Source organism: Streptomyces sp. NPDC087300, from assembly GCF_044744425.1.
Lineage (GTDB): Bacteria > Actinomycetota > Actinomycetes > Streptomycetales > Streptomycetaceae > Streptomyces.
Window position 1 is genome coordinate 456,126 of record NZ_JBIUYI010000004.1, and the last position, 17,446, is coordinate 473,571.

Below are 17,446 nucleotides of genomic sequence, written 5' to 3' on the forward strand. Positions count from 1 at the left end.
GTCTGGCACGTGCGCGGTGCCGGTCAGCCGGACAGCGGGTCCAGGACCAGCGGTTGGATCTTGCCCTCCAGCATCGCACCCAGCCCGAGGACGGCGCACACATCAGGCCGTTCCGCGATATGTACGGGCATTCCGGTCGCGTCCCGCAGCATCTGGTCGAGGCCAGGAAGCAGCGCGCTGCCGCCGACCATCATGATCCCGCGGTCCGCGAGGTCGGCCACCAGATCCGGCGGGCAGTCGCGAAGGACCTTGCCGATGCCGTCGAGCACGGCCGTCAGCGGGGTGTGGATCGCGTCGCGTACGGCGGCCGTGTCCACCTGGACCGAGCGCGCCAGGCCCGTCGCGACGTCACGGCCGTGGATCTCCGTGGACTCCGGCCCGTGCGGGGTCAGACCGTTGCCGCTGAGCGCGAGCTGGAGGGGACGTACCGACTGCGAGGGCAGCATCAACTCGTGCTGGTGGCGCAGGTGCTGCACGATCGCGTGGTCGATGGCCTCGCCGCCCACGGGAATGCGCTGGGCCGTCACGATCGAGCCGAGCGAGAGCACCGCGACCTGGGTCGTCGCGGCCCCGCAGACCAGGATCATCGTCGCCTCCGGCCGCTCCACGGGAAGCCCGCAGCCGACCGCCGCCGCGATGAGCGTGTCCACCAGTTCGACCCGGCGCGCGCCGAGCCCGACCATCGTCTCGACCGCGGCGCGCTGCGCGAGCGGGTCCGCGTCGTGCGGCGTGCAGGCGGCGGCGCGCAGCCGCGGCTTGCGGCGCAGGGTGCGGCGGAGCTTCTCGCCGAGGAGGTGGCGCAGCATCCGCTGGGCCATCTCGATGTCGACGACCGTGCCGCCGGACACGGGCCTGACGACCCGGATGTAGCCGGGCGTACGGCCCGTCATCTGCTCGGCGAACTGGCCGACCGCGATGAGCGCGCCCGTCCGCGTGTTCACGGCCGCGGCGCTCGGCTCGTCGACGACGAGCCCCGCGCCCTTCACGAACACGCGCGTGCGCGCCGCCCCCAGGTCGACGGCGATATGGCAGCGGCGCAACTGCTCCAGACTGACGGTCATGGCAGATCCTCCCGAGAGCGCAGACCGTACGGACCGTCGGACGGCGGTCCTGTTCTCGCATCGTGCGGGGGGCGCGGGCGGCGCGCGCGCTGGGATGAGCCGGGCGGGGTGCCGCCGCACGGGTGGTCTTCCAGGCGTCGCAGCCGGGGCGGACCGGCCCCGCCTGCGGACGAACCCCCTGGCGGGGAAGGCCCCCTGACGGCGGCGCAGCCGAACCGAAGGACGTGGCCGCGGCCGAAGACGGATTCGAGACGGACGGCCCCCCGATAACTCCCGATACCTCCGATATCCCCGGTACCCCCGATACCGACGGCTCCCCGATCCCCCGGTTCCAGTGGACCCCGACGGCTGCGTGGCGAAAAGGCGGATACTCGCCGATGTGCCGCCTTTGCGTACGCCGATGTGAGGTCTTTCCGTACGCCCTGCGGGGTCCCGCCCGCGCGCGTCCGGGCGGCGGCCGCTGGCGGGAAGGTGCCCTGGCGGCTTCCCGCCACTTCCCGTCAACTCCCCTGCGACAAAAGGACCCTGACACTCTTCGCAGCACTCGGGCATCACCCCCGCCCGGGTCCGACGAAGAGAGGCAGCCCCATGACCAGAGCCCCCGCGCGGCGAAGAGCCGGGCTCGCGGCCGCCGCCGGTCTCGTGTTCGCCCTGCTTCCTGCCGGGCAGAGCGCCACCGCCGACGCAGTCCCCGACGGCTCGGCGCAGGCGCCCCCGGCCACCCGTACCGGACGTGCCGCCCAGACCGTCACCCTGATCACCGGCGACCGGGTCACCGTCCACCCGCTCCCCGGCGGCAAGCAGTCCGTCACGGTCGAGCGGCCCCGGGGGGCGAGCGGGGCCGTGCGCAGCCGGATAGCCGACGGGCACATCACCGTCGTGCCCGACGAGGCACGGTCCGCGCTGCGCGCCGGCACCCTCGACGAGCGGCTGTTCGACGTGACGGAGCTGATCCGGCAGGGCCTCGGCACTCCCGGGACGGGGGCCGAGGCCGGGGGAGCGGCCCCGGCGCTGCCGCTCATCGTCACCTACGACAAGGGCGCGGGCCGGTCCGCGCGCGAGCTGCCGCGCGGCACGGAGAAGGTGCGCTCGCTGCCCAGCGTGGACGGCGCCGCCGTCAGCGCGGAGCGGCCGGAGGCGCTGTGGAGGTCCCTGCGGGACGAGATCTCCGGCACCGGCCGGGCGGCGGGCGGCGGTGAGGCGTCGGGCACGGGCAAGGCGTCGGCTGCCGGTAAGGCATCCCGTGCCGGTCAGGCCCTCGGCGTCCGGAAGGTCTGGCTCGACGGGCGCGTCGAGGCCGACATGGCGCGGAGCAACGAGCAGATCGGCACCCCCGAGGCGTGGCAGGCCGGGCTCACCGGCAAGGGGGTGAAGGTGGCCGTCCTCGACACGGGGGTCGACACCGGCCACCCCGACCTCAAGGACCGCGTCGGCGAGACCAAGAGCTTCATCGCGGGCGAGGAGGTCGCCGACCGCAACGGCCACGGCACCCACGTCACCTCGACCGTGGGCGGCAGCGGCGCCGCCGCCGAGGGCAACAAGGAGAAGGGCGTGGCGCCCGGCGCGACGCTCGCCGTCGGCAAGGTGCTCAGCAACGAGGGCTTCGGCAGCGAGTCGGAGATCATCGCGGGCATGGAGTGGGCCGCCAAGGACATCGACGCCAAGGTCGTGTCGATGAGCCTCGGCTCGCAGGAGGCGAGCGACGGCACCGACCCGATGGCCGCCGCCGTGAACTCCCTGACCAAGGAGACCGGCGCCCTCTTCGTCATCGCGGCGGGCAACACCGGCGCGCCCACCTCCATCGGCTCGCCCGGCGCCGCCGACGCCGCGCTGACCATCGGTGCCGTCGACGCCGCGGACACGGCCGCGTACTTCACCAGCCAGGGGCCGCGCCTCGGCGACCACGCGCTCAAGCCCGATCTGTCGGCGCCCGGCGTCGACATCCTCGCGGCCCGCTCGCAGCTGACCGAGGGCGAGGGGTACTACACCGAGATGAGCGGCACGTCGATGGCGACCCCGCACGTCGCGGGCGTGGCCGCGCTGCTGGCCGAAAAGCACCCCGACTGGACGGCCGCGCAGCTCAAGGACGCGCTGATGTCCACCTCGAAGCGGCTCGACGCGTCCGCGTACGAGCTGGGCGCGGGCCGGGTCAGCGTGCCGGACGCGATCGGCGCGCAGGTCACCGCGAGCGGCAGCGCGGACTTCGGCTTCTACGGCTGGCCGTACGAGGACAACGAGCCGGTCACCAAGACCATCACGTACTCCAACTCGTCTGACAAGGCAGTCGAGTTGAGCCTGAGCGCGCAGGGCGCCGCCGACGGCGTGGTCTCGCTCGCCGACGCCACCCTCACCGTCCCCGCGCACGGCACCGCGTCGACCACCGTCACCGGGGACGGCGCGAAGGCGCCCGTGGGGAACACCACTGGTCGGGTGGTCGCGAGCGCGGGCGGCAAGGAGGTCGCGCATACCGCGTTCGGCCTGGTCAAGGAGGAGGAGCGGTACACGCTCACCGTCCACGTCAAGGACCGCGACGGCGCCCCGAGCGCCGCCGACCTGGTGGTGCAGCAGCTGGTGGAGAACACCGACCCCTTCCCGGCGGCCGTCGGTGACTCCGGCACGCTGGAGCTGCGCCTGAAGCCGGGCACGTACGCGCTCACGTCCTTCCTCGACGTGCGCGGCGCCGGGGGCAGGGACTCCCTCGGCCTCGGCTTCCTCGCCGACCCGCAGGTCAAGCTCGACCGGGACCGCGAAATCACCCTGGACGGGCGGAAGTTGCGGGAGATCAAGGCCGAGGTCGACCGGCGCACCGAGACCCGGCAGCTCCTCATGGAGTACGACAGGAAGGCCGGTGGCGCCGATCTGATGGGCGCCGTCCAGGTGCCGGTGAAGTACGACAGCATCTTCGCGGCGCCGACCGCGAAGGTCACCGAGGGCAGCTTCGAGTACCGCACCGTCTGGCGCCTGGGCAAGCCGCTCGTGGACGTGAAGGGCGTGCGGAACGCCGTGGCGCAGCCCGGCGGGACGATCGCCGAGGGGCGCCACGGCTGGGCGCTGGTGGACGCCGGTGACGGTACCCCGGCCGCGTACGCGGGCAAGAACGTGCGCGGCAAGGCGGCCGTCGTGCGGCGTACGGGGGACGTCACCCCCGCGCGGCTCGGGCAGGCCGCGCAGGACGCGGGCGCGAAGGCGCTGTTCGTGACGGACGATCAGCCGGGCCGCCTCAACGCCTGGTTCGGCACGGACGACAACACCGACCGGCCGCTCCAGATCGCCACGGTCGACGCCGCCGACGGCGCGCGGCTGCTCGCGGCGGCGGGCGCGGGCCGCAAGGCCGAGAGCACCGGGACGGTGAACACGCCGTACGTGTACGACCTGTCCGACGGCCACAAGGGCGCCGTGCCGAAGGACCTCACCTACCGGCCCACGAAGCGTGAACTGGGCGTGGTGGACAGCAAGTTCCACGCGGTGAAGCCCGCGCCGGGCGGCGAGTTCCGGTACTCCATCACCGACTCCTTCCCGGTCGGCATCGGCTTCCAGGAGAAGATCGACTACCCGACCGAGCGCACGGAGTACGTCTCCACGGGCACCGGCCAGCTCTGGCACGAGTCCGTGTCCACCGGTCCCGGCGCCCTGGAGGAGCGCAGCGGGCTCGTCGCCTACCGGGGCGGCAAGCACACCGAACTCGACTGGTTCAAGCCGGTGTTGCACCCCTGGCTCGGCACCGGACTCGGCTGGGGCCAGACGCGCACCGGCAACAACCTGGAGTTCAACGTGCCCGGCTGGGGCGACTCGGGTCCCGACCACACCGGCTTCGGCGACGTGTGGAACGAGGAGTCCATGACGCAGAACAGCGAGGTCTTCGTGGACGGCGTGAGCGCCGACCGGCGCAAGAGCTCGGCGGTGTACGTCTGGGACGCGGACCCGGCCGAGCACACCTACAAGGTCGTGACCGACACGGCCCTCGACCGGGAGCGGTGGGTCCTCGGCACGAAGGGGCACGCCGAGTGGACCTTCCGGTCGAAGGAGACGGCGGCCGACAAGAAGACGTATCTCCCCTTGCTGAACCTCGGGTTCGACGTGGACACGGACCTCTCCGGCGAGGTGCGGGGCGGGCGGACCGTGCGGGTCGGGATCTTCGCCGAGTACGTCGAGAAGGCGGTGGGCACGGGGGTCGTGGGGGGCGGTCAGTTGTCCGTCTCGTACGACGAGGGGAAGTCCTGGAAGGCCGTCTCCCTGGACCGGGACGGCAAGAAGGCGTCCTGGGGTGGGAAGTTGAAGGTTCCCGGTGACGCCGCGTCCGTGTCCTTGCGGGCGTCTGCGACGGATTCCCGTGGGGGGTCGGTCTCTCAGGAGATCATCCGGGCCGTCGGGGTGAGGTAGCCCTCCGGGCGGAGCCTCGCGTCTGTCGGTGACGCGGGGCTCCGCCCCGGACCCCGCTCCTCAAACGCCGGAGGGGCTGAATACTTCTGCCGGAGGGGCTGATACCTCTCAGCTCGAAGAGCCCGCGTCCAGCGACCGCTTCATGATCTTGCCCATGTCGTTCCGCGGCAGCGCCTCCAGGTACCGCACCACCCGCGGCCGCTTGTGCGGTGCCAGGCGTGCTGCCACGTGTGAGGCCAACTCCGCGGTGGACGGGCGGACTTCAGGGTCCTTGGGGACGATCCATGCCACGATCCGCTCGCCCAGGTCCGGGTCCGGCTCGCCGGTGACCGCCGCCTCCCGTACGCCCGCGTGCTCCAGGAGCGCGTTCTCGATCTCGCCCGCGCCGATCTTGTAGCCGCCGCTCTTGATGAGGTCGGTGGCCTTGCGGCCGACGATGCGGACGTAGCCGTCGGGGTCGCGGACCGCCATGTCGCCGGTGCGGAACCAGCCGCCCGCCGCGAAGGCCGCCTCGGTCGCGTCGGGGCGGTTCAGGTACTCGGTGAAGAGGTTGGGGCCGCGCACCTGGATCTCGCCGACCGCCTCGGGGCCCGCGTCCGTGAGCTCCGTGTCCGTCTCGTCGACCAGGCGCAGTTCCACGCCGGGCAGCGGGACGCCGACCGTGCCCGCGCGCGGCTCGCCGTCGGCGCGGACGCTGGTGTTCATGAGGGTCTCCGTCATGCCGTACCGCTCGACGACATGGCGTCCCGTGGCGTCCGTGATCCGCTCGTGGTCGTGCACCGGGAGCGCGGCCGAGCCGGACACCAGGAGCCGGGCGCCCGCCAGTGCCTTCGCCAACTCCGGGGAATCCGGCAGTGCTTCGGCGATGCGGTGGTGCATGGTCGGTACGCCGAAGAGCATGGTCGCGCCCGAGCCGAGTTCGCGCGCCACGCCCTCGGTGCTGAAGCGGCCGAGGTGGCGTACGGAGCCGCCCCGGCGCAGCGGGCCGAGGATGCCGAGGATCAGGCCGTGCACGTGGAAGAGCGGCAGTCCGTGCACGAGGACGTCGTCGCCGGTCCACTGCCAGGCGTCCTCAAGGGCGTCCAGGGTCGAGGTGATCGCGCGGCGCGGCAGGACCACGCCCTTGGGCGGGCCCGTGGTGCCCGAGGTGTAGACGATCAGGGCGGGCGTCTCGGGGTCCGGCTCGGCGGGCAGGCCGCCCGGGGCGTCCGCGGCCGCCGCGTCCACCCGCACCTCGACGTCGTGCCGCGGCAGCTCCGCGAGCGCCGACGGCAGGGGGACGCCCGGCTCGGCCAGGACGAGCGACGGCGCGCTGTCGCCGAGGATGTGCGCCAGTTCCGAGTCGCCCGACTTCGGGTTGAGCGGCACGGCGGGCACCCCGGCGAGCAGCGCGGCGACCACGCCGACGGCGGTCTCCAGGGAGGGGGTCGCCCACACGGCCACCCGTCCCGCGTCGCGCAGCCGGTGCGCCAACGCACCCGCGACGGTGCCCAGTTCGGCGTAGGTCAGGGAGCGCTCGCCGAACCGCAGGGCCTCGCCGCGTGCGGTGGTCAGGGCCGGGAAGAGGGGGTCCACGTTGTCGTACTCCTCAAGTTCTTTTCGTCGTCGGTGCGTTGTCCGAACGGTCCGTGCACGGTCGGTGCAGTCTCTGCACCGGCGCGTAATGAGAGCGTTACGCCGTTGAAGGTGCGGTGTCACAGTGATCGCTGAGGCTGATGTGGCCGATTGCCCGAGTACGAGTACATCAGCGATCAGTAGTCCGGTCCTCCCCCCACGATCCGAACAGGATGGGACCACCTTCATGTCCGACGTTCTGCGGCGTTCCGACGCCCGCCGACAGGTGTTCATACCGCACCAGTCCACCACCTCCGATCCCGCGCCGCCGGGCCACCCCCATGTGCTCGCGGTCGGACCCCCGGGTCCCAGCAGGGAACTGCTCACCCGCACCCTCCGGCTGACCGGCCACGAGGTGACGCACGCCGTGCCCGGCGACGTGCGCCGCCAGGTCAGGCAGGCCACGCCCGACGCCATCGTCGCCCTCGACGACGGTCCCGACGGGCGGCGGCAGGGCACCGACGTCATCAGCGAGGTCCGCGCCGACCCGGCGGGGCAGGCGCTCCCGCTGCTCATGGTCACCGCGGCCGAGGCGCCCGCCACGGTCGCCGAACTGCTGCGGCACGGCGCCGACGACTGCGTGCCCGAGGCGTCCGACCCGGTCGAGCTGTCCGCCCGGATAGCGGCCAAACTGCACCGGGTCCCCGTCCCCTTCGACCAGTTGCTCCTCGACCCGCGCACCGGCCTGTACTCCGCCCCGCACTTCATGGCCGAGCTCGACCGTGAACTCCAGCGGCCCGCGGCGGCCCGGCGCGGCGGTGTGCTCGCCGTCGTCCGCGTCGCCGAGATGGCGGCCCTGGAGACCAGGCTCGGGCCGCGCGTGCGCCGCGAGGTCGCCGAGCGGCTCGCCCAGGTCGGGGAGCGGCTCGGCAGCGTGTGCGACCGGCTCGGCTGGGACGAGGAGGGCCGCCTCCTGGTCCTGATGCCGGGCGTCGACGAGGAGACGGCGGCCGCGGGTCTGCGGGAGTTCGCGGCGGCCGTAGCGGGAACGCGGTTCGTCGTCGCCGACGAGAACGTCCGGCTCACCCCGGCCGTCGGCTGGACCTCCCTCTCCGCCCGCACCGGCGGGACGGCGGGCGCGCGCGCCGCAGAACAGGCCCGGGACGCAGCCGAGGAGGCCCTGCGCCACCGCGATCTGCGCCCGGTGCGCTACGAGCCGTGGATGCGCGCGGCCGCCCCGCACGGCCACCGCCGCACCAGGCCGGGACCGCGCGCCCTGCTCGCCGCGCTCACGCCGCTGCTCTCGCCGGTCCTGATGCTCGCGCTCGGCGTGGGCGTGCCGTTCCTGCTCTACCGGCAGGCGTACGCGATGGGCTGGGACGTGGCGGCGGCCGCGTACTGGGTCGTGGTCGCGGGCCTGGTCACCTCCGCGCTGCTCATCCTGCTCGAATGCCTCTTCTCGCTCGACGCGGAACAGCGCCCCGAGGCCGCCGCGCAGCCGTACCCGGCGGCCAGCGCGGTCATCGCCGCGTATCTGCCGAACGAGGCGGCGACGATCGTCGACACCGTCGAGTCGTTCCTGCGCCTGGACTACCCGAACGAGCTGGAGATCGTCCTCGCGTACAACACCCCGCACCCGCTGCCCGTGGAGGACACCCTGCGGGACATCGCGCGCCGCGACCCGCGCCTGGTGCTCCTGCCCGTGCCGGGCAGCACCTCCAAGGCGCAGAACCTCAACGCGGCCGTGACGCGGGTGCGCGGCGAGTTCGTCGGGATCTTCGACGCCGACCACCATCCGGCCCCCGACGCCTTCCGGCACGCCTGGGACTGGCTGTCCAACGGCTACGACGTCGTGCAGGGCCACTGCGTCATACGCAACGGCGAGAGCTCCTGGGTGGCGCGCCTGGTGGCCGTCGAGTTCGAGGCGATCTACGCGGTCAGCCACCCCGGCCGTACGCGGCTGTACGGCTTCGGGGTCTTCGGCGGTTCCAACGGCTTCTGGCGCACCGACCTGCTCGCCCGCACCCGGATGCACGGCTCGATGCTCACCGAGGACATCGACTCCACGATGCGCGCCCTGAACGAGGGCGCCCGCATCGCCATGGACCGCACCCTCATCTCGCGCGAGCTGGCCCCCACCCTGCTGCGGCCGCTCTGGAACCAGCGTTCGCGGTGGGCGCAGGGCTGGCTCCAGGTCTCCCTCGAACACCTCTGGCGCGGCCTGCGTTCGCCCGTTTTCACCCGGCGCCAGAAGGCCGGGCTCTTCGTGCTGCTCGGCTGGCGCGAGGTCCAGCCGTGGCTGACCCTGCAGATCCTGCCCATCCTGCTGCACGCCGCCTGGCGCGCGGGCGGCGCGGACCGGCTCGACTGGGCGGTGCCGGTCTGCCTGATCGCGGCGGCGGTCACCCTCTCGGCCGGACTGGTACAGGCGGCCTTCGCCTGGCGGCTCGCCGTGCCCGAACTCCGGCTCCACAAGGGCTGGTTCTGGCGCTACCTGCTCGTGTCGACGTTCTTCTACACGCACTTCAAGAACATGGTGGCGCGGGCCGCGCACCTCAAGGAGGTGCTCGGCGACCGGCAGTGGCGGGTGACGCCGCGGGCCGCCGCGGCGGCCGGTCCCGTCGGGGCCGGGGCCGGGGGCGGCTCGTGACCTCGCCCGCCCCGCGCGGCCGGGCGCTCGAACTCCAGGGCCTGCGCGGTCTCGCCGCGCTCAGCACGGTCGTCTTCCACGTGTGGCAGCAGTACTACCGGTACGACGCCGGGGGCGCCCACGCACCCGTCGACGACCCCTACCTCGGGGCGCTGGTCTCGCTCGAAGTGATCGACCTCTTCTTCGTGATGTCCGCGTACCTGCTCACGCTGTCGTACGCGCGGGCCGCGATCGACGGCAAGGAGGGCGCGGTCAGGCCGGGCCGGGTGTTCCTCTTCCGGCGGGCCGTGCGGATCCTGCCGCTGTACTTCCTCGCGGTCCTCGTCGTCTGGTCGACGCGCAATCCGACGCTGCCCGGTGACTGGCGCGACCTGCTCGAACACCTCACGTTCACGCACGTCTTCGACCGGGAGCGGATCTTCTACACGCTCGGCCCCTCCTGGTCCCTGTCCCTGGAAGTCGCCTTCTACCTCACCCTGGTGGTGCTCGGACCGCTCGCCGTGCGCGCCTGCCGGCGGCGGGCCACCCGTGGGGCGCGGGTGGCGCTGTGTGCGTCGGGCTGTGCGGCGCTCTTCGCGCTGCCCGCGGGCTGGATCGCGTACGCGCACTACGTGCTGCGCGTTCCGCACACCGACTGGCCGGTGTACTTCGGCCCGCAGGCCCGCTTCGGCGGATTCGCCGCGGGCATGGCGCTCGCCGTGCTGCTCACCGCGCTGGGCGACGAGCGGGGCAGGATCGGCGCACGCACTGCCACCGCGCTGTCCGTCGCGGCGTTCGGCGGCCTGTACGCCCTGTCGTACCTCTCCGCACCGGAGAACTTCGCGCACACCTTCTACCACCCGCTGGCCGCGCTGCTCTGGGCCGTGCTGCTGTACGCGACGCTGCACGTCCGGCGGCGCGAGCGCGAACGGGTGCGCTGGCACGGCCTGTTGCGGGCCCGCTGGGTCACCGCCGTGGGGCTGATCAGCTACAGCCTCTACATCTGGCACGAGCCGGTGATGCTGGAGCTCGACGCCGCGGGGCTGCTGCCCGCCGCGCAGGCCGGTTTCCCGCTCGCGGTGCTCGTCGTGGTGCTGGTGGCGCTGGCCGTCGGCGCGGCGAGCTACTGGCTCGTGGAGTACCCGGCGAGCCTGCTCGGCAGGGCGAAGGACGGCGGGGGAGCGGCCCGGGACTTCTACCCGGCCGTCACGGCCGCCACCGGCGCCCCGGCCCGTCCGGACGCCGTCGCCGCCACCCGCTGAACGCGGCGGCGCCGCCTCTCCGTGGGACGGGGAGAGGCGGCGCCGCTGCGGACTACGGGTGACGTCAGACCAGCCAGCCGACGAAGTGGACGAGGCCGGCGAGGACGTCGGTGATGAGGTTCATGGTGGCGCTTCTCCTTGGTGCTTCCGTGTGGGACTTTCGGGACCAACTCCCCGGCCCTGTATGGGACATGGACCGGGTGCGCGGTTACGGTCTGCAGCCCGTCGCTTGCGCAACGTAAGCATCGTCAATCGCAGGGGCCCCGCGCAATCCCTGACGGAACGATCACCTGTTCCAGGGAACAACTGCCCAGTCGTTCCCATCCGTTGTTCGGATCGCCGCTCCGTGGCCGATCCGTGACGGCTTCCGTTGCCGGTGTCCTTACCGGTACTCCGCGAAGAACTCCCTGATCTCCGTGAGGAGCAGGTCGGGGGCCTCCAGGGCCGCGAAGTGCCCGCCCCTGTCGTAGTCGCGCCAGCGCACCACGTTGTTGGCCTTCTCCTCGTCGCGGCGCAGCGCGATGTCCTGCACGGTGAACTGCGCGACGCCGAGCGGTACGGACGACGGCTCCTGCTCGCCCCAGCTCGCCGCCTCCTCGTAGTAGACGGCGGCGGAGGAGGCCGCGGTGTTGGTCAGCCAGTAGATCGTGACGTTCGTGAGCAGCGCGTCGCGGTCCACCGCCTCGTCGGGAAGCTCCTTCTCCAGGTTCGTCATGTCCCTGAACTTGTCCACGATCCAGGCGAGTTGGCCGACGGGTGAGTCGCTGAGGCCGTACGCGAGGGTCTGCGGCCTGGTCGACTGGATCGCGATGTAGCCGCCCGCCTCGCTCATGAACTCGTTCATGCGCCGCACCCTGGCGCGTTCGCGGTCGGTGAGCGAGGGGTCGTCCTCGGCGGCGCTGGGGTAGGTGGTGCCGCCGTTCACGTGGAGGGCGACGACGTGCTCCGGGTCCACGACGCCGAGCTCGCGCGTGACACCGCTGCCGATGTCGCCGCCCTGCGCGCCGTACCTTCCGTAGCCGAGCCTGCGCATCAGCTCGGCCCAGGCGCGGGCGATGCGACGGGTGTTCCAGCCGCTCTCGCCCAGCGGTCCCGAGAAGCCGAAGCCGGGCAGCGAGGGGATCACCAGGTGGAAGTCGCGGGAGAGCGGTCCGATCAGGTCCAGGAACTCCACGACCGAGCCGGGCCAGCCGTGCGTGAGGAGCAGCGGCAGGGCGTCGGGGCGGTCGGAGCGGACGTGCAGGAAGTGGATGTTCTGGCCGTCGATCTCGGTGGTGAACTGCGGATGCGCGTTCAGTCGTGCCTCCCACGCGCGCCAGTCGTAGCCGTCGGCCCAGTACGCGGCGAGCTCCTTGAGGTAGTCGACGGGAGTGCCCCGGGTCCAGCCCTGGCCGGGTGTCTCGGGGGCCCAGCGGGTGCGGGTGACGCGGTCGTTCAGGTCGTCGAGCTCGGCCTGCGGGACGTCGATGCGGAAGGGGTGGATGCCCGTGTTCGTCTCCATGCCCCACACGGTAGGAGCCCTTGCGGACGACTTCTGTCCGCAAGGGCTCCCGATGTCGAAGAGGCTCAGTACGTCAGGACCACGCCCACGTACGAGATCCCGGCGATCACGCCCCACGAGCAGAGCCCGAGCGCCGCGACGCGCCCGCCGGTGCGGGTCAGGGACGGCAGGTCCACCGCGCTGCCCAGCCCGAACAGGGCGGCGGCGAGCAGGAGTTCCTGCGCCGTCTGGGCCGCGTCGATGGCGCCGTCGGGCAGCAGGCCCGTGGTGCGCAGGGCCACCATGGCGAGGAAACCGGCGACGAAGAGCGGCACGAGCGGCGGGCGCTTGGCCGCTCTGGCGGGCGCGTCCCCCGTGGCCCCGGCGGTCCCGACGGCGGCCGTGTGCCGCGAACGGGCCCGCACCGAGAGGGCCACCGCGGCGACGAGCGGCGCGAGCAGCGCGACGCGCATCAGCTTGACCAGGACCGCGTCGCCGAGCGCGCCGGCGCCCGCGGTCTGCGCGGTCGCCACGACCTGCCCCACGTCGTGCACGCTCGCCCCCACCCAGCGCCCGAACTCGGCGTCGGTGAGCCCCAACGGGTGCTGGAGCAGCGGGAGTACGGCGATGGCGAGGGTGCCGCAGAGCGTCACCAGGGCCACCGAGGTCGCGGTGTCCCGCTCGTCGCTCTCCGAGACCTCGCTGACCGCGCCGATCGCGGACGCGCCGCAGATCGAGTAGCCGGTGGCGATGAGCAGCGGCTGGTCGCCCGGCAGGCCCATGCGGCGGCCGAGCCACCAGGTGCCGAAGAAGGTCACGGCCACCACGCACAGCACCATCGCGACCGACGCCCAGCCGAGGCCGAGCACGTCGTCCAGGCTGAGCTTCAGGCCGAGCAGCACGATGCCGACGCGCATCAGGCGCTTGCCCGCGAACGTCAGGCCCGGCTTGCCGGTGCCGCGCACGAACGTCCGCGCCCGGCCCGGGAGATGGGCCGCGACGATGCCGAGGACCACCGCGGCCGTGAGCATCGGCACGCCGGGGAGCAGCAGGTGCACGCCCCAGGCCAGCGCGACGCCGAGCGCGGCGAGGAGCAGTCCCGGCGCCTTGCCCGGCTTGCCCGTGGGCCGTACGAGGGAGGAAGTGACGCTCCCCGTACGGGACTTGGCGCGCTCTCCGAGCAGCGCCATTACCGGTCGGCCGGGAGCTCGTACACCCGGCGCACGCTGCTGCCGAGGCGGGCTATGTCCGCGCCGTAGATGTGCAGGGATATCGCCCGCGAGCCGCACGCGTTCCACACCCGGTGGATGTCGCCGGGCGGCGCGAAGCCGCAGACCGCGCCCTGCGGGTTGACCACGTCCTCGGTGGCGAGCAGCCGGGCGGGGCCGCCGCTCTCCTCCGCGGGCACGAGCCGGTAGCGGCGCTCGTGCTCCTCGCCCTCGTGCACTCCCGTGACGCACCACGACACGTGGTCGTGGATGGAGGTGCGCTGCCCCGGCAGCCAGACCAGCGCCACGATGGAGAAGCTGCCGTCCTGCTCGGCGTGCAGCACGTGCTGGCGGTAACACTCGGGGTCGCCCTCGCACTGCTCGTCCGTGAGCAGATCGGCGGCGCCGAGGTGCGGCGCCAGGCGCTCGCCGACCAGGTACGCGGTCAGGTCGGGCGGCAGGCCGCGTCCCACGGCCTCGCGCACGTCGGCGACGAGGGAGTCCAGGCGTGCGGTGGTCCGGGCGGCCCGGTACGCGGTCGTAGTGGTCATACAGGCAGCGTCGTGCCGCCTCGTCCATCACGTCCAACGACAGTTCTTTCGCCGTACTGAAACTTCTGCTTATGGATGGGTCCAAGGGTGGGCCCGGGGGCGAGGCGGACGGGCGCCCGCGGCCCTTCCCCCGTTCAGCAGCCGACGCGGTTGGCCGCCACGGTCTTCAGTACGTCGACGACGAGCGCGGTGGCCGGAATGCGCAGATGGTCCTTGAGGACGTACGCCGACACCTGCCGCCGGGACGCCGGGTCGAGGGCGCGGCCCGTCACCTTCCGGTGGCAGAGGAAGTTCAGGACGAGCCCCGGCATCATCGCCACGCCGAGCCCCTCGGCGACCAGGCTCTGCACCACCAGGTTGTCGTCGGTGGTGAACGCGATGTCGGGCGCGAAGCCGAGTTCGGCGCACTCGTGCAGGAAGTTGGCGCGGCAGCGCGGGCAGCCCGCGATCCACCGCTCCTGCGCCAGCTCGGCGAGCTTGACCGAACGCCGTCTGGCCATCGGGTGCCCGGTCGGCATCAGGACCGTCAGCTGGTCCTCCATGAGCGGGATCTCCACCAGCTCGTCCGGCACCTCTTCGCGCAGGCCGGGATAGGTGAAGGCGAGTGTCACGTCGCACTCGCCGCGCACCACGCGCCGCAGCGACTCCGGCGGCTCGTCCTCCAGGAGCTCCACGCGCACCCCCGGATGCCCGGCGGCGAGGGCGGCGAGCGCCTCGGGGATGAGGGTGGCGTTGGCGCTGGGGAACGCACAGAGCCGCACCCGGCCCGAACGCAGCCGGGTGATCGCGTTCATCTGCTGCTGCGCGGTGGAGATGTCGGCGAGGATGATCCCCGCGTGCCGCGACAGCGCCTCACCGGCCTCGGTGAGCCGCATGCTGCGCCCGACCCGCGTGAACAGCGGGGTCCCCACGGACCGTTCGAGCGCCTTCATCTGCTGGGTGATCGCCGGCTGCGTATAGCCGAGCGAGCGGGCGGCCGCCGAGTACGACCCGGCCCGGACCACTTCGTGAAACGTCTTGATGTGCCGTGAATCGAACACCGCTGAATCATAAGCAGATGTTGGAAGGGCCGAACAAGGCCGGGGTTCGGGTTTGAGGTGGCCGTCACGGGTCCGGCAGGAGGGCCTTGCGGGAGAGGATCAGCTGGGCGCGGGCCAGGTCGACCATCAGGACCTCGGTGGTGACCTCGTCGCCCACGCGCAGGACGTCCGACGGGTGGTCGATGTGCTCCCGGGCGATCTCCGGCAGCCGCAGCAGGCCCTTGGTGCCGTTGACCGTCACGAAGGCCCCGAACGGCGCGATCGCCGTGACCGTGCCCTTGCAGATCCGCCCCCGCCACAGCCCGCCCAGGGCGGGTTCGGGGCCGATGCCGTGCGGCGCGGGGGCGGTCATGCGGGCAAGGGTGCCACGGACGGGGTGCGGCGTGCGGCGTGCGGGGCGGGGCGGAGTCCGCTCCCGTGCGCCGGTTACGGGACGTGTCTGATCCGCTACTTTTGGTCACTCAAGTGGATCGCGGCGGGAGCGGTCCACGTGGTGGAGGGGTACACGCATGAGGCGACGACGCATGACCACGGCGCTCGGGGCACTCGCTGCGGCCGCGGCACTGGCACTGTCCGTGCCGAGTTCGGCGTACGCGGCCCAGGGGGTCCTGGTCGTCAACGGCGCGGCGTACGAGGACCCGAGCGGCTGCTACCCCGTGGACCGGTTCCCGTCCGCGGTGACCAACCACACCGACGCCATCGCCGAGGTCCACACGGGACCGGGCTGCACCGGCCAGGTCGAATGGCTCGTGTACCCGGGCGAGACGTACCACACGGAGACCGCGCAGAGCGTCTTCGTCCTCTGAGATTCTCCGAGCGGACGCACCCGGCGCACCGCCCGGCCTTGGCGCCGGGGCGGGCGGTGCGGCGCGGTGCCGCCGCCTCACGCGTCGGGCAACTCCGTCCGCTGGAGCAGCCCCCACGTGAACTCCGCGACGCAGCGCCGCCGTTCACCCCCCGCGTCCGGCGCGCTGAACGCCAGCCGCCAGCGCGTCGGCGCCGTCCCCTCCATGGGCCGCGCGGGCGCGAAAGCGCGGGCCGCCTCGTCGACCGTGCACGACCACGGCGTCAGGTCGTCGAGCGTGCGCAGGACCGGGCCCGCCGCCCCCGGAGCCCGCACCAGCCACTCGTTCCACACCGCGCCGTTCGGCGCGAGCAGCACCTCGAAGCGCAGGCCGGGCCAGAGCGGCACCGGCCAGAGCAGCGCCTCGCACTCCAGATCGCCGATCGGCCTGCGGGCGGTCGACTCCGGGGCGCCGAGCACCGAGCGGTAGCGGGCGGCCGCGCCCCGGGACCTGGCCGATCTGGTCATCGCCTGCCAGCGCCGGTTGGCCTCGCGCATCTCGGCGATGGAGACGCCCAGTTCGTGCCGTGCGCTCTCCACGAGGTCCGGGTTGTGGTCGGCCATGCGGCGCAGCAGGACCAGCTGGAAGTCCAGCGGGGTGAAGGGACCGGGGGACGCGGCGGGGCTAGCGGACATGTGCCCCATCGTCGCGCACCGCGCCCGCTCCCGGGCGGCGGCCTTCGGGAAGGAAGAGCACCGAGTTGACGTACCGCGGGCGTCTCGGCGTGAGCACCCGGCGCAGCAGCCCTTGCGACACGACGTAGGAGGTGTCCCGCTGGTGCGCCTCCAGGTCGAAGGCGGCGAGCGGCAGCCAGGTGTCGTGCGGGAGGACCCAGCCCCGGTAGCCGTGGTGGCCGGTCAGGAGCTCCACGATCGGCTGGATCGGCTGGATCCGGGACTCCAGCTCGATGAAGATCGCCGGGCGGTCGCGGTCGATCAGCTCCCGCGCGCCGCGCAGCACCGGCAGCTCGTTGCCGTCCACGTCGATCTTGACGAAGTGGACGTCGCGCAGGCCGAGCCCGTCGAGGGTCACGCACGGCACGTCGACGGCGGTGGCGTGGATGTCGCGGCGGACCAGGGAGGAGACCCCCCGTTCCCCGCGGTCGCCCCGCGGCAGCCAGAGCCGGGCGGTGCCCGGCCGGTCCGTCGCCGCGCCGCTGACCACGCGCACGTTGCCCGGCGTACTGGCGTCCAGGAGGCGCGCCAGGTGCGGCACGGGCTCCACGGCCACCACCCGTTCCGCGCGCGCGGCGAGCCGCGCCGACCAGGGGCCGTACCAGCCGCCGACGTCCACGGCGGTGCCGCAGTCCGGCGGGCAGAGGTCGGCGAGACGGGCCAGCTCCGGTTCGAAGCGCGGATAGACGAGCCGGGCCAGGGCAGCGACGAGACGGTCGGGGACGTAGGGCGCGACGCGCGCGGCGAAGGTCATGGGGCCCC

The 17,446-nt window shown here is 73.0% G+C and carries 13 protein-coding genes; 4 read left to right on the forward strand and 9 right to left on the reverse strand.

What is annotated here, in order from left to right; all coding sequences use genetic code 11:
- Positions 1-23 precede the first annotated feature (23 nt).
- Positions 24-1,061 (reverse strand): rod shape-determining protein, encoded by a 1,038-nt coding sequence (locus ACIO9J_RS17845; protein ID WP_098242335.1) that lies wholly within the window; start codon positions 1,059-1,061, stop codon positions 24-26.
- Positions 1,062-1,649: 588 nt separating this feature from the next.
- Between ACIO9J_RS17845 and ACIO9J_RS17850 the strand changes: the two genes are divergently transcribed.
- Positions 1,650-5,441, forward strand: a complete 3,792-nt coding sequence (locus ACIO9J_RS17850; protein ID WP_401999709.1) for a S8 family serine peptidase — start codon at positions 1,650-1,652, stop codon at positions 5,439-5,441.
- 108 nt (positions 5,442-5,549) lie between these two features.
- Here ACIO9J_RS17850 and ACIO9J_RS17855 read toward each other — a convergent pair whose 3' ends face one another.
- Positions 5,550-7,016 (reverse strand): acyl-CoA synthetase, encoded by a 1,467-nt coding sequence (locus ACIO9J_RS17855; RefSeq protein ID WP_401999712.1) that lies wholly within the window; start codon positions 7,014-7,016, stop codon positions 5,550-5,552.
- A 226-nt stretch (positions 7,017-7,242) separates the two neighbouring features.
- Here ACIO9J_RS17855 and ACIO9J_RS17860 point away from each other — a divergent pair, with 226 nt between their 5' ends.
- Together ACIO9J_RS17860 and ACIO9J_RS17865 are read left to right on the forward strand one after the other, a co-directional pair.
- Complete coding sequence (locus tag ACIO9J_RS17860) at positions 7,243-9,645, forward strand: glycosyltransferase (protein ID WP_401999715.1); 2,403 nt, start codon at positions 7,243-7,245, stop codon at positions 9,643-9,645.
- A complete protein-coding gene (locus ACIO9J_RS17865) occupies positions 9,642-10,886 on the forward strand; it encodes an acyltransferase family protein (protein WP_401999718.1) in 1,245 nt (414 codons plus the stop codon). Before ACIO9J_RS17860 ends, ACIO9J_RS17865 begins: the two co-directional genes overlap by 4 nt.
- A gap of 382 nt (positions 10,887-11,268) precedes the next feature.
- Here the strand turns inward: ACIO9J_RS17865 and ACIO9J_RS17870 are convergent, their stop codons facing one another.
- The 5 genes from ACIO9J_RS17870 to ACIO9J_RS17890 all read right to left on the reverse strand — a co-directional run bounded on the left by ACIO9J_RS17870 (position 11,269) and on the right by ACIO9J_RS17890 (position 15,517).
- Entirely contained in the window at positions 11,269-12,387 is a 1,119-nt protein-coding gene (locus ACIO9J_RS17870) for an epoxide hydrolase family protein (protein ID WP_401999721.1), read from the reverse strand.
- 65 nt (positions 12,388-12,452) lie between these two features.
- On the reverse strand, positions 12,453-13,556 hold the full coding sequence (locus tag ACIO9J_RS17875) for a YeiH family protein (RefSeq protein WP_401999724.1): 1,104 nt from the start codon (positions 13,554-13,556) through the stop codon (positions 12,453-12,455).
- The gene (locus ACIO9J_RS17880; protein WP_401999726.1) at positions 13,556-14,125 is read right to left on the reverse strand and encodes a cysteine dioxygenase; all 570 of its coding nucleotides are present in this window, start codon (positions 14,123-14,125) and stop codon (positions 13,556-13,558) included. The genes ACIO9J_RS17875 and ACIO9J_RS17880 overlap by 1 nt, the downstream gene beginning before the upstream one ends.
- A gap of 134 nt (positions 14,126-14,259) precedes the next feature.
- Positions 14,260-15,165 carry a LysR family transcriptional regulator gene (locus ACIO9J_RS17885; protein ID WP_401999729.1) on the reverse strand — a complete coding sequence of 302 codons (906 nt, stop codon included), beginning with the start codon at positions 15,163-15,165 and terminating at the stop codon, positions 14,260-14,262.
- Between the two features lie 64 nt (positions 15,166-15,229).
- Positions 15,230-15,517, reverse strand: a complete 288-nt coding sequence (locus ACIO9J_RS17890; protein ID WP_401999732.1) for a S1 RNA-binding domain-containing protein — start codon at positions 15,515-15,517, stop codon at positions 15,230-15,232.
- 157 nt (positions 15,518-15,674) lie between these two features.
- Between ACIO9J_RS17890 and ACIO9J_RS17895 the strand changes: the two genes are divergently transcribed.
- The gene (locus ACIO9J_RS17895) at positions 15,675-15,971 is read left to right on the forward strand and encodes a hypothetical protein (protein ID WP_401999734.1); all 297 of its coding nucleotides are present in this window, start codon (positions 15,675-15,677) and stop codon (positions 15,969-15,971) included.
- 77 nt (positions 15,972-16,048) lie between these two features.
- Here ACIO9J_RS17895 and ACIO9J_RS17900 read toward each other — a convergent pair whose 3' ends face one another.
- Together ACIO9J_RS17900 and ACIO9J_RS17905 are read right to left on the reverse strand one after the other, a co-directional pair.
- Positions 16,049-16,654: a hypothetical protein gene (locus ACIO9J_RS17900; protein WP_401999737.1), complete on the reverse strand. Its 606-nt coding sequence runs from the start codon at positions 16,652-16,654 to the stop codon at positions 16,049-16,051.
- Positions 16,635-17,438 (reverse strand): FkbM family methyltransferase, encoded by an 804-nt coding sequence (locus ACIO9J_RS17905; RefSeq protein ID WP_401999740.1) that lies wholly within the window; start codon positions 17,436-17,438, stop codon positions 16,635-16,637. The genes ACIO9J_RS17900 and ACIO9J_RS17905 overlap by 20 nt, the downstream gene beginning before the upstream one ends.
- Between the last annotated feature and the right edge of the window lie 8 nt (positions 17,439-17,446).